Below are 12042 nucleotides of genomic sequence, written 5' to 3' on the forward strand. Positions count from 1 at the left end.
GATGAATGTTGCCGTTACAAAAGATAAATTGAAACCCGCAGATTTTGCGTCTGACCAGGAGGTACGCTGGTGCCCCGGTTGTGGCGACTATGCGATCCTGAAAGCAGTTCAAAGAACACTGCCCGATCTAGAAACGCTGAAAGAAAACTACGTTTTTGTCTCTGGTATCGGCTGTTCATCGCGGTTTCCCTATTACATGTCTACCTATGGGTTTCACACGATCCATGGCCGGGCACCTGCATTTGCAACAGGCATTAAAATTGCTAATCCGGAGCTGGACGTCTGGATGATTACCGGTGATGGTGACGGTTTCAGCATTGGCGGAAATCACATGCTGCATGTATTGCGCAGAAATGTCGATTTGCAGATCCTACTTTGCAACAATGAAATTTATGGCCTGACGAAGGGACAATACTCCCCGACATCGGAAGTTGGCCTGCGCACCCCCTCCTCCCCGGACGGATCAGTCGATACGCCGTTAAAGCCGCTCGTATTTACGCTTGGTGCTGGCGCAAGATTTGCAGCTCGCGCCTATGACACGCAAAAGACACTTCCTGAAATACTGAAACGTGCCCATGCTCATAAGGGAACGTCTTTGGTCGAGATTCTACAAAACTGTATTGTTTATAATGACGCAGTTTTTGATAATGTCCTGGCCCGGAATGTCGCCGCTGAAAAGCAACTTCATGTAGAACATGGCAAGCCGATGTTATTTGGCGCTGAAATGAATAAAGGTATCCGGTTGAACACTCAATCCTTGACGTTGGAGGCTGTCACCATCGGCGAAAACGGGATTACGGAGAAAGATATCCTCGTTCATGACGAAACTAACCGGTCGCTCGCGACATTGATCGCTGATATGGACGGCCACGACCTGCCGGTCGCCTTTGGCGTCATTTACTGTAATCCGGCGGCAACATATGAAGCTGGAATAACGCAAAAGATCGAGGCTGCAGAAGCCGAGGGGACGCCATCTCTGGATGCACTTTTGCGCCAAGGCCACACCTGGGAGGCTTAAAACCGGTTCCAGTAATTTTAAAGGCAAAGGCTGGTCTATACTGACCGGCCTTTTCTTTGCATGCGGCTGGATAATGACGTAGCTTGTATTCATGACAGAGAAAAGTCCGAAAGAAAGCCTGCTGGCTCGCCGGGAAAAGTTACTCGCTGTAATGAAATTAAATGCCGATGATAGCCGCCCTGTGGAACTGGACCAGACCCGATTAGGTCGGCTTTCCCGTATGGATGCGCTGCAAGGTCAGGCAATGGCGCAAGAGACAGAGCGACGACGGAAGAACGAACTACAACGGATTGACGCAGCCCTGGTTCGCGTTGAAGAAGGTGACTATGGATATTGCGTCACCTGCGGCGAAGAAATCTCAGAAAAACGCCTTGCCCTAGACCCAAGCACACCGCTTTGCATTGATTGCGCAAGCGGGTAGCGACTTACGATCTAGTCCTGCTTTTTAGAAGAGGAAGACATACTCCGCCGACTTTTCCGCTGAAGATAGTTTAGGCCGAAAACAATCGCCCAGATAGGAATGACAATAACCGCTCCCAGCAGGATATAATCCGCCGCCCAGCGCACAGTATTAAGCGCCGTTGAGTAAATCTGCCCGATAGTTCCCGTCAGATCCTTCAACAGATCAAGCGGTGTAATATCAAACAAGGTTAGTCCCCAACCGACAATAAAAGAGAAGACAACTAATTTTATAATCAGTGAGCCGATATTCTTTGGCATTTAAAATCCTTAAATAAGTCGTACAACGCTCTGTTCAGGGCGTTCCAACATGAGTGATCATATAGTTTACCGCCAGCTCATGACCAGAAATTAATTACTCTTCACGTTAAAACGCCCGAAAATCAAATAATCCTGTATAAGAATACAATCCTATTTTGCACAATTTGTGACTATTGTTATAGTAGTCGGTGTGGTCCCTATCTGGAGACGAGTTCCATGTCCTTAAAGTTTCGTATTCCCGTCGGCGAGAAAATTGTTGTCAATGGCGCTGTTCTGACAAACACCGGCAACAAAGCCATGCATTTTTCGCTGGAAAATGACGCATCTATCATGCGTGAAAGAGACATTCTTCTTCCAGACGATGTCAAAACACCGCTGGAGAATGTTTATCTCTTCGTACAGCTGATGTATATCGAGCCTGGCAGTCACGACACGCATCACAAAAGCTTTCAGGACTCGGCACAGATAGCCTTTCTCTCTACCGCAGATAATGAGGAACGGAACCTGGTTTTTGAAGTAGTGGGCCTTGTTGGCGAGAAAAACTATTATTCAGCCCTCAAACTGCTTCAAAAATATTTTAAAGCCATTGAATCAGCGGCGGAAGAATCTACTAAATAACCCGGCTATATCACACTGATCGGGGCACTGATTCAGTCCTTTTATGCGCTTCAACCGGATAAAATTAGGCGCGCAGCCAAAAACATTCCTTACTTTTTCTAGAATAATCGATCCTTCCCAAGTTGCGGAAAATATCAGTTTTCCGGGCTTTCCGACGTCATATCCAACATCTTTAGAAACATTCACCAAGCTAAATGCAGCTAAAGAAATATGCATTAATCTTTTGTTAGGGTTTCAGAGAGATAGTCGTTTCACGGTTTCGAAGTAGACCGGGGCTCAAAAAGAGCTGATACGTCGCAGATGCGACAACTCTAGAAAGAGGAATTAAATTATGGCTTCTATCAACACAAACTCTTCTTCCATGGCTGCTCTGCGTACTCTCAACATGACGCAGAACTCTCTCGGCAAAGTTCAATCTCAGCTCGAATCCGGCTTGCGCGTCAGCAGCGCTAAAGATGCTCCCGCAACTTTCGTTATTGCCCAGGGCATGCGTGCTGATATCGGCGCTCTGAACGCCATTGATGAAGGTATCTCTTTCGGTCAGGCAACAATCGGCATGGCTATGGCTGGTGCAACGGCCATATCCGAACAGTTGACCACGCTGAAAGGTCTGTTTACTCAGGCTAAGAATGAAGGCCTCGACGGCGCTGTCATCCAGGGTCAGGTTACTGAAATTCTTGCTCAGATTGATGCAATTACCAGCACGTCTGCTTTCAACGGTGTGAACCTTCTGACCGCGACTGCAACAACGCTTACCGTTGCAACAGGTCTTGGGGCGACAGACAACGTTACGTTTACCAACATAGACGTGACGTCAACTACAGGTCTTGCCCTGAATACGATTGATGCAACGGATACTGCAAACCTCGATACACATCTGGCCACCATTGATGCAGCAATTGGTACTATTGGTGGAGCATTGACCAGTATCGGTACTTTCTCCAGCCGCCTTGATGACCAGAGCGAATTTACCCAGCTTCTGGTTGACACCATGAAGGAAGGCCTTGGCGTTCTTGTCGATGCTGATATGGCTGAAGTTTCCGCTGAACTGACAGCGCTTCAGACTAAAGAACAGCTCAACATCCAGTCACTAAGCATTGCGAATTCTGCGCCGCGGACAATTCTGGCATTGTTTCAGTAATAGTGATCTGAACTAAGAAAAGGCGGCCCTTTCGGGTCGCCTTTTTCGTTAACCTCCTGTTCACATTCTATCTGTTAGAATGAACTAATTTAATTCATGAACCATCAGGTGTTGCCATGCAAGTATCTGCAGATAGTTCGCTTCTTTGGTACAAGCTCGCCAATAGCTTAAAAGATTCGCATATGAAAGCGTTCGAGGCGCAGCCTACTACAACGCGCGACATGGCGAAATTCCAGGAACAGATTGGCGACATCAAATCTGTTGATGACTTGATGCAAAATCGCACCGTTCTGACCATGGTTCTTTCTGCATTTCAGCTAGAAGGTGAAGTCGGCAAAACGGCGATGGTCAAGAAGATACTGACCGAGAATCCCGCTGATGAAGATAGTTTAGTCAACAAGCTGGCTGAGCCGCGCTGGTCAAAACTGGCAAGCGCCCTCTATGGCTTGAATAGCGATCCTGACTTCTTTCAGAAACAATCCAATGTCGATGCCATACTCACGGGGTACAAAACCAACGAGTTCGAGAAATTCGAGGGCGAGAATGCAGATGGCGTTCGAGAAGCTCTCTATTTTCAACGCTTGGCTAGCGACATCGAAACGCTACCACAGGTCATGGCAGATTCGACGTTAATGCATGTCGTACGGGTCAGCCTGGGATTGCCAGAGAGCTTTCAAAGTCTAGAGTATTCTCAGCAGAAAGATCGTCTCGAGAAGCAATTCAATGTTGAAGATCTGCAGGACCCGGAGAAGGTCGAGAAAATCATTCAACGGTTTCTGGTCTATACGGAAATCAACAATTCGGATCCCACTGCTAATCCAATGTTAGCTCTATTTAATCCGATCTCAACAAGTAACGAATATGTCGGTCCGACGCCGATCCAGATAGATCTGTTTGTCTAAACTTGTCGACATATGAATACCAGCCTTACCTATCCAAGTAGGGCAGATCTTTCTCATCTAAGAAATTTATGCCTATTCCTGGCAAGATGAGCACCATCCTTTCCTAGTAAAAATTGCAACAACACCACCCGAAACCCGCAGTTTTCTGCGGGTTTTTAAGTTGGCACGACCCTTGCTTCTGTAGTGCTGAGTGAATTTGCGTTTTTGGTGACGCAGGAAACTACAGGAGAGATATAATGACTTCTTTTTCTATTAATACCAACGCGACGGCGATGGCAGCGCTTCGAACATTGTCCCTGACACAGTCAGCGCTAAGCCACACACAGCGCCAGGTCGAAACAGGTTTGAAAGTTGCCGAACCTAAAGACAACCCGGCATCCTTTACAATCGCACAGGCGATGCGCGGCGACATCTCGGCCATGGACGCCATTGAAGAAGGCCTGACTTTCGGACAGGCAACGGTTAGCATGGCAAATGCAGGCGCGCTGCAGATTTCTAATATTGTTATCGATATCAACCAGAAAGTGACTCAAGCTTTTAACGATGGTCTTGATGTTACCGTGCTGCAGGAGGAAGTCGATGCCCTCCTTGCTCAGATTACGGCTGTTGTCGGTTCAAGTGTTTTTAACGGCGTCAACCTGATTGACGGTGTAAGTGCCGACCTAGACGTTTTGACAGGCCTCGGTGGTGTTACACAAACTATTGCCGCACAAGACCTGCGTTTGGCCACTTTGGGCCTGGTCGGGCTTGACCTGACGAACCCGGCGACCGCTCTCGCCGCAGTTGACGCCGCTGAAGTTATCATCGGCGATGTGATTACCACATTAGGTACCGCAGCGAATCGCCTCGACAGTCAGGCAGAATTTACCCAACTTTTAACGGATAAGCTTAAAGAAGGCCTTGGTATCCTGGTTGATGCCAACCTTGCTGAAGCCAGTGCAGAGCTGCAAGCGCTACAGACCAAGGAACAGCTTGGCATCCAGTCACTTTCGATCGCCAACTCACGCCCTCAGTCAATTCTTCAACTTTTTCAGTAATTAGTAAGAGTATCGTAAGGATTTTCGTAAATAGTAGATTTTACTATCGAAAGTATATGAGAAGAAGATATGTCTGTAGCAGCTTACCAAAAAGCCAGTCAGAATTCCGAAGGGCCCCGTCAAACAGAATACCGGGCGTTCGCTATATTCACTCGTGCTATGGAAGAAGCTGACAGTAAAGATGATGCCATGGAAAGAATCCGGGCGGTTGCCAATAACCGACGGCTGTGGCTTACCATGCAAATGGATCTTCTGTCAGAGGAGAATGCTCTCCCCGACGACTTAAAGGGTCGGCTTCTCTCCATTGCATTCTGGGTTGGTCGCTATAGTCTACAGGCCATGAAAGGTGAAGCTTCAGTTGCTCCGCTTATCGCGGTGAACAAGCAGATCATGGACGGCATGAAACCTAAAGATCCGAAAAAAGCCTCGCAACCAAATTCCACGCAGCCCCAGCTGGGGACGAAATTATCCCTCTAGGCCAGCCTCGCTGACATCTCACGAATGGACATCTGCAAAGCCGCAGCCAAATAGTTGTAGTGGAAACAACAGGTTTCTTTAGTCCGGTAAGGTCAAAAATCCGTCATTTGCGCGGTAACACCCACTCAGCTGAACTTTGGCGTTCTTGAACCCTATCTCGATGAACTCACAGCGTCTATACTCCGCAAAAGGTTAAACCTACGCGGGGTACGGAAGATATGAGTTGGGAAAAAGAAGCCGAAGAAATAAAAAGAATGCGCATTGCGGCGAAGGCCCAAGGAGGGGAAGAGGCCATCAAATCCCAGCATGCGAAAGGTCGCCTTACCATCAGGGAGCGGATTAGCGGCATTCTGGATAACGAAAGCTTTCAGGAACAAGGACGGATAGCGGGTTCGGCAGAACGGGACCAAAATGGCAATATCACGGATTTCTCTCCTGCCAACTATATTACCGGCCTAGGGACAATTGACGGCAGACGTGTGGCAATCGGCGGTGAGGATTTTACGCTGAAGGGTGGCTCTCCCAACGCTGCCGGTCTTCGCAAGAGTGTCTTTGCAGAAGAACTAGCCTCCCAGTACAAGGTACCGCTTGTCAGGATGCTGGAAGGCGGCGGTGGCAGTGTTGCCAAAGGCAAAGGCGGCGGTACAGTCGGTAGTCCCGCCTACGAAAAACCAAGATTCCTCTCAATTGCTAAACTGCTTGGCGAAGTCCCGGTCGCCTCCGCCGCTTTAGGGCCCGTGGCCGGTTTCCCCGCAGCGCGTTTCGCCGCCTCGCATTTTTCAGTAATGACACGTGACACAGCCCAGCTTTTGATTGCCGGTCCGGCATTGGTTGAACGCGCGTTAAATATCAAGATTACCAAAGAAGAACTCGGTGGCGCGCAGATCCATAGCCGAAATGCCGTTGCCGCCAATATCGCAACGGATGAAGCGGATGCATTTTCGCAAATCCGGCGCTTCCTAAGCTTCCTTCCCAACAATGTCTGGGAATTGGCGGCACGGCAAAAATCAAATGATCCTGTGGACAGGGTGGAAGAAGAGTTGCTCAGCATTGTCCCGAAGAACCGGCGCCTTCCCTTTAAAATACGAAACCTGATCCAGATGGTCGTTGACCGGGACAGCTTCTTTGAGATGGGCAAGAATTACGGCCGCGGCCTACTTACCGGCTTTGCCCGCCTTAACGGACAATCTGTCGGCGTAATAGCTAACGATAGCCTTTATTATGCTGGCGCCATGGGGGCGGATGCCGCGCAAAAGGTCCGCCGGTTTATCGAACTTTGCGACACTTTCCATATTCCGATCGTCAATTTCACGGACGAGCCAGGTTTTATGATCGGCCCGGATTCTGAAAAGGACGGCACCATCAAGTTCGGCACCTCAGCAGTTGCTGCAGCTGTCATGTCTGTGGTTCCCTGGGCAACAGTAATTGTAAAGAAAGCTTTTGGCGTCGCCGCGGCGGCACATTTCAGCGAGAATGGCTATGTTCTCGCCTGGCCTAGCGCAGAGATGGGACCCCTTCCCGTCGAAGGCGGAGTAGCTGTTGCCTATCGCCGACAACTGGCAGAGGCGGAGAATCCGGAAAAACTGAGAGCTGAACTCGAAGAACAGCTCGCAGCGCAACAATCCCCCTTCCCGCGCGCAGAAAGCTTCAGCGTACATGACATTATTGATCCAAGGGAGACCCGCCCTGCGCTCTGTCAGTGGGTCGACTGGATTCAACCCCAACTCGAATGTCTTAAGGGACCCGTGAGCTTTTCCTTCCGCCCCTAAACCATTTACCTCCGTTGGTGGCTTTGTTAAAATCAGGCGCCCATAGCACAATAAAATGAGGAACGACATATCATGACGGCAGCATTAAAAGTAAAAATCGATGGTTGGGAAAATGGCGGGACTATCCCGGGTAAATTCGCCTTCGGTGTGCCTGCCGCAGAAGGACATGTCGCACTTAGCGATAACAAAAGCCCGGCGATCACCTGGTCCGATGTTCCTGAAGGGACCAAGTCCTTCGCAATCATCTGTCATGATCCGGATGTCCCCTCCTCCGGTGAAGACGTCAATCAGGAAGGAAAGACAGTTCCGGCAGATCTCCCACGTGTTGATTTTTATCACTGGGTTCAGGTTGATATACCTATGGAGTATACTAACCTCGCAGAAGGAGAAATCAGCGACGGGATAACAGCCAAAGGCAAAGCACCCGGCAAGCGCTCCTATGGCGTCACCGGTATCAATAACTATACTGACTGGTTCGCAGACGATCCAGATATGGCGGGGAACTATGGCGGATATGACGGCCCGTGCCCGCCCTGGAATGACAGTATCATTCATCACTATCATTTCACGGTTTATGCGCTGGATGTGGAAAGTCTCGGCCTGTCGGGTATTTTTGGCGGTCCAGAGGCGCTCTCAGCAATGGAAGGTCATATTCTTGCAAGCGGATCTTACGTCGGCACCTATAGCCTTAACCCGGATGTTCCGGCCTAACGCAATATTGCTGTTTACGGCACCTAAACCGGTGCATTCACTTATATTTTTCGCGGTATATCCTTTTAAAATAAAATAGGAAAAGGATTTTCATTGCCTTGAAAGTAGGGTCCTAAAACGGCTTGTTTCGCTTTCCCATGCCAACGCAAGAACTTTTAAACGCGAACAAACTTAGCAAGATGTCTTCGGCGCTTATCTCGGCCCAGCTGCCACCCTGCAACTCATAGAAGGGAAGAAACAGCGCGGTGATGGCGATATCATTAAGGCTGTTATCTGTATTTGCGACCTAAGCGGCTCCAGCACGCTTGCCAACCCACTCTCACAATGGCCAGCCGATAGCAGGACCTGGCCAAGACGCTCAATGCAAGCCTGTTGATATCATCCGCGATTGCTGATCACCTCCCGAATAACTGGCAGCGGTTCCCACAACAAACCGTTCCGGGGCTTAAATATCCGATTGACGTATTTATGCCCGCTCGGTCAACGCAAGACGTATCGCTAGCCCGATAAATATTGTTCCCGATATCCGCGAGACCCATTTGGCTGTTCCCGGCCGTTGCAGCAGAAGCCGCCCCGCGCCGCCGGAAAAGAGGCCAACACCGCCATTACAGAGCAAACCCGTTAAATTGAACAGGAGACCCAAAATCAGAATTTGCAGAGCGATAGAACCTGCGTCGATGGACACAAACTGCGGCAAGAAGGCGATAAAAAAGAGCGCGACTTTGGGATTAATTATATTAGTAAGCATGCCGCGACGAAAAACAATGATCATATCAGCCGTCTTCACATGTGGCCGGCTGAGATCTCCACCGCGCGCCGAAAAGCTGCGGATTCCAATCCACAAGAGATAAGCCGCGCCCGCAAAACGCAGGACATCGAACGCAAGCTCGGATGTCTTGAAAATTGCCGTGACACCAATGATCGCCAGCAGTACATGAACCAAGGAGCCAGCGGAAATACCCAGCGCTGCCACCACACCGGCGCGAGGTCCTTGCTTGAGGCCGCTCGCAGTCGTGAAGAGCATGTCTGGTCCAGGCGTCAGATTAAGCGCCAGCCCGGAAAGAATAAATAAACCCAGCGCTCCCGGCTCAATCAACATTTCAGGTGCCTCGCAAGACGTCCGGCCTAACCACGGCCTGCGCGACAAGCATCTGGTTCTTATTGGGATCAAACGTCGCAGAGGGAGAGCCGTACAGTATATATCCTTCCGCGAGGGCCTTGCTCACCCGAACACAGAAGTCATGCGTATCTTCGCCCGTCAACAATCGGTAGTCAGGTTTTTCTTCAGCCATTCGTCGCCTCACACCTCAATAACTAAATGGTCTTTCTTCGTTCCCTTATCAGGAGAAGAACGCCAAGGCCAAAACATACAACACCAGCAATCAGATAGGGAATTCTCAGGGGCTCTACATTTCGTCGCAGGGAAATCGCCCCGCTAATAACCTTGGCCTTATCCGGTATAATCCGCCAATCCAACACATAATCGCCGGGCGCGGGAACCGCAAATGTTTTAAGAACCTGTTCCAAATTTTTTGTCGCATATTCCGGGGTGTTGTCTTCACGTTTATCCCGTTGCTGCCCCTCTGCTGTGAACGCAGTAAGGCCGCCCGGTCCGGTCAACATTATGGAATAATCGAATGCGGTCGCACTGCCAGCCAAAAGCTCGATTTCATACGTTACACTCAACAGCGCCCGCATCGAATTCAAGGAGGGCTCAAGACTAATGAGATCCGTACTTCCCGCCTCACCTGTCAGTTCAAACCGGGCGAACTCCTCCCCGCTGGTGGAGTAGTCATACCCAACCCAGCCGGTCAGACCCAACCCGAGGAGGATAAGTAAAATGAGAAATTTACGCACGAGGGTTTAGCGTCTTTCATGAAAGGAATGATTTTCCTCAATCTACTTAAACCATCGGGGGGAGAGCAAGAAAATAACACGCCCCCCTAAACCCTCGATGACACCCCTAGCGCCGTTTCGTAAATCCTTGCACATACGCACTTACAGCGCGTTTCTCCGGGACCTTGGCTGGCATTCGTATTCTCATATTGTTGAACGGCATTTCCAGATACCGGTAACTTAAATGCGCCAGGAAAACTGTAAGAAACATGCCTAATAGCAACAACGCGGTACCTAACATTGGGTCCACCAGCAAAAATGGATTACCTGTTTCTGGATCTTCGACCATTTTGTACATGAATATTTTTTCCATTACGAGCGCAATGGCATAATATACGGCCGCATGGATCATATATATTCCATAACTTACAGTGCCGAGAAATACCAGTTTTGGTGCGCTCAAAATCCTCTTTATTATCGAGTCGCCCGACCATAATAACGATAGAAAAATAAAGGAATATGTAAACGGCGTCAGTAAGCTCGAAACAAAATTTCCATAATACCAACATGTAAACATTAAGATAAAACTTAAATAAACATATATCGGCGCCACTTTTATTTTGAAATTACTGTAAACATAAAAAAGCAAAACACCCAAGTAGTAGGAATACATGCATCTGAATATTGCAGTTTGGGTTTCCGGATAAACGCTATTTGTAATATACAGCGTTATCCCCGACGCAATAACCAGCACTATGCTCGTAATAATTCTCAACGACTTGGACGCAAAAAGGAAGAACACCAGTGCAAAAGTGGCATAGCTATAAAACTCGATAGACACTGACCAGCTAGGATAGTTATAGCTAAGGCATTTGTCGAGAATACCGTTAGTTAGAAGTATATTGTTGATAAATTCAGATGCATCAAAGCTGGTAAAACTATGGCTCAGACATACTTTTGCTTCTTCATTGAATGAAAAAAGCTCGGTCCAAACGCCAGAAAAATCAAACTTAGAAAACGCCGACTGACCTTCTGTATTCCCGACGAATAAGTCCTTGATAAACTTAATCAACGGAAATCCGACCGCAAAAACTAAAAATGTTACGATATGGAGTGGGTAAACTCTCAGTAACCTGTTGAACTGAAATACGGCGGCAGAGGAAAAACTATGGATGCGGTCAGCATAGTTGTAGGCAATTACGAATCCGCTCAATTGAAAAAACAGGTCAATTAGCATCCTGCTGTTTTCAAAGAACATGCCTCCCAACAAGAAAGACGTGTGTCCGACAACGTCACCATGAACGAAAACAACTACAAGCGCAAAAATGCCTCGTAAGGGCTCTAGGAATAGAAACTTCTCTTTAGACGCCATAAAAATCTCTTAACACGCGAACGCGGCTCTTCTTGCGGGCACCTCCACCCAGGTTGCAGTAAATGTTATCATAACAAATACATACGATAATCTTAAAAAAAATTTACGATGAGGGAAATTATAGCGACCGGATTCTGGGCGAATGGTGCCGCCGGACAGATTTGAACTGTCGGCCTCTCCCTTACCAAGGGAGTGCTCTACCCCTGAGCTACGGCGGCAAAATGGGTCGACGCGCGGCGGAATATATAGGGATTTCAAACCATGTCAAAGAGTTTCATCCGCAGAGTCAAAAAAGCCTCCCAAAAAAGGGAAGAATGCCCAACTCCAAAATTAATCTCTATGGCGGACTACTGACACAAAACTGAAATCTGCCTTCGGTAACGTAATGCAGCTTGTACGCCGGACCGCCGGATACAGACAGAAACTTAATCTTCCAGGAGC

At 48.6% G+C, this 12042-nt stretch carries 14 protein-coding genes and 1 tRNA gene; 9 read left to right on the plus strand and 6 right to left on the minus strand.

Annotated features, from left to right (window positions below; all coding sequences use genetic code 11):
- Position 1 precedes the first annotated feature (1 nt).
- Both GQE98_RS12335 and GQE98_RS12340 read left to right on the plus strand, forming a co-directional pair.
- The gene (locus tag GQE98_RS12335; RefSeq protein ID WP_161315926.1) at positions 2-1018 is read left to right on the plus strand and encodes a 2-oxoacid:ferredoxin oxidoreductase subunit beta; all 1017 of its coding nucleotides are present in this window, start codon (positions 2-4) and stop codon (positions 1016-1018) included.
- 91 nt (positions 1019-1109) lie between these two features.
- Complete coding sequence (locus GQE98_RS12340; RefSeq protein ID WP_161315927.1) at positions 1110-1439, plus strand: TraR/DksA family transcriptional regulator; 330 nt, start codon at positions 1110-1112, stop codon at positions 1437-1439.
- An 11-nt stretch (positions 1440-1450) separates the two neighbouring features.
- Here the strand turns inward: GQE98_RS12340 and GQE98_RS12345 are convergent, their stop codons facing one another.
- Positions 1451-1738 carry a DUF6460 domain-containing protein gene (locus tag GQE98_RS12345; protein ID WP_161315928.1) on the minus strand — a complete coding sequence of 96 codons (288 nt, stop codon included), beginning with the start codon at positions 1736-1738 and terminating at the stop codon, positions 1451-1453.
- A 216-nt stretch (positions 1739-1954) separates the two neighbouring features.
- Here GQE98_RS12345 and GQE98_RS12350 point away from each other — a divergent pair, with 216 nt between their 5' ends.
- The 7 genes from GQE98_RS12350 to GQE98_RS12380 all read left to right on the plus strand — a co-directional run bounded on the left by GQE98_RS12350 (position 1955) and on the right by GQE98_RS12380 (position 8393).
- Entirely contained in the window at positions 1955-2356 is a 402-nt protein-coding gene (locus tag GQE98_RS12350; protein WP_161315929.1) for a flagellar biosynthesis repressor FlbT, read from the plus strand.
- A gap of 331 nt (positions 2357-2687) precedes the next feature.
- The gene (locus GQE98_RS12355) at positions 2688-3497 is read left to right on the plus strand and encodes a flagellin (protein ID WP_161315930.1); all 810 of its coding nucleotides are present in this window, start codon (positions 2688-2690) and stop codon (positions 3495-3497) included.
- A gap of 116 nt (positions 3498-3613) precedes the next feature.
- Entirely contained in the window at positions 3614-4399 is a 786-nt protein-coding gene (locus GQE98_RS12360; RefSeq protein ID WP_161315931.1) for a DUF1217 domain-containing protein, read from the plus strand.
- 236 nt (positions 4400-4635) lie between these two features.
- Positions 4636-5436: a flagellin gene (locus GQE98_RS12365; RefSeq protein ID WP_161315932.1), complete on the plus strand. Its 801-nt coding sequence runs from the start codon at positions 4636-4638 to the stop codon at positions 5434-5436.
- 69 nt (positions 5437-5505) lie between these two features.
- Complete coding sequence (gene flaF, locus GQE98_RS12370; RefSeq protein ID WP_161315933.1) at positions 5506-5913, plus strand: flagellar biosynthesis regulator FlaF; 408 nt, start codon at positions 5506-5508, stop codon at positions 5911-5913.
- Between the two features lie 218 nt (positions 5914-6131).
- Complete coding sequence (locus GQE98_RS12375) at positions 6132-7682, plus strand: acyl-CoA carboxylase subunit beta (protein WP_161315934.1); 1551 nt, start codon at positions 6132-6134, stop codon at positions 7680-7682.
- A gap of 72 nt (positions 7683-7754) precedes the next feature.
- Positions 7755-8393 carry a YbhB/YbcL family Raf kinase inhibitor-like protein gene (locus GQE98_RS12380; protein WP_161315935.1) on the plus strand — a complete coding sequence of 213 codons (639 nt, stop codon included), beginning with the start codon at positions 7755-7757 and terminating at the stop codon, positions 8391-8393.
- 466 nt (positions 8394-8859) lie between these two features.
- Here the strand turns inward: GQE98_RS12380 and GQE98_RS12385 are convergent, their stop codons facing one another.
- The 5 genes from GQE98_RS12385 to GQE98_RS12405 form a co-directional block, all read right to left on the minus strand.
- The gene (locus GQE98_RS12385) at positions 8860-9492 is read right to left on the minus strand and encodes a LysE family translocator (protein WP_161315936.1); all 633 of its coding nucleotides are present in this window, start codon (positions 9490-9492) and stop codon (positions 8860-8862) included.
- 1 nt (position 9493) lies between these two features.
- Positions 9494-9685 carry a DUF1737 domain-containing protein gene (locus GQE98_RS12390; RefSeq protein ID WP_161315937.1) on the minus strand — a complete coding sequence of 64 codons (192 nt, stop codon included), beginning with the start codon at positions 9683-9685 and terminating at the stop codon, positions 9494-9496.
- A gap of 22 nt (positions 9686-9707) precedes the next feature.
- Positions 9708-10250, minus strand: coding sequence for a hypothetical protein (locus GQE98_RS12395; RefSeq protein WP_161315938.1), 543 nt, complete (start codon positions 10248-10250; stop codon positions 9708-9710).
- A gap of 106 nt (positions 10251-10356) precedes the next feature.
- Positions 10357-11601 (minus strand): acyltransferase family protein, encoded by a 1245-nt coding sequence (locus GQE98_RS12400; RefSeq protein WP_161315939.1) that lies wholly within the window; start codon positions 11599-11601, stop codon positions 10357-10359.
- 143 nt (positions 11602-11744) lie between these two features.
- Positions 11745-11819, minus strand: a tRNA-Thr gene (locus tag GQE98_RS12405).
- Positions 11820-12042: the final 223 nt, after the last annotated feature.

Origin of the sequence: Sneathiella litorea (assembly GCF_009882915.1) — a bacterium.
GTDB lineage: Bacteria > Pseudomonadota > Alphaproteobacteria > Sneathiellales > Sneathiellaceae > Sneathiella > Sneathiella litorea.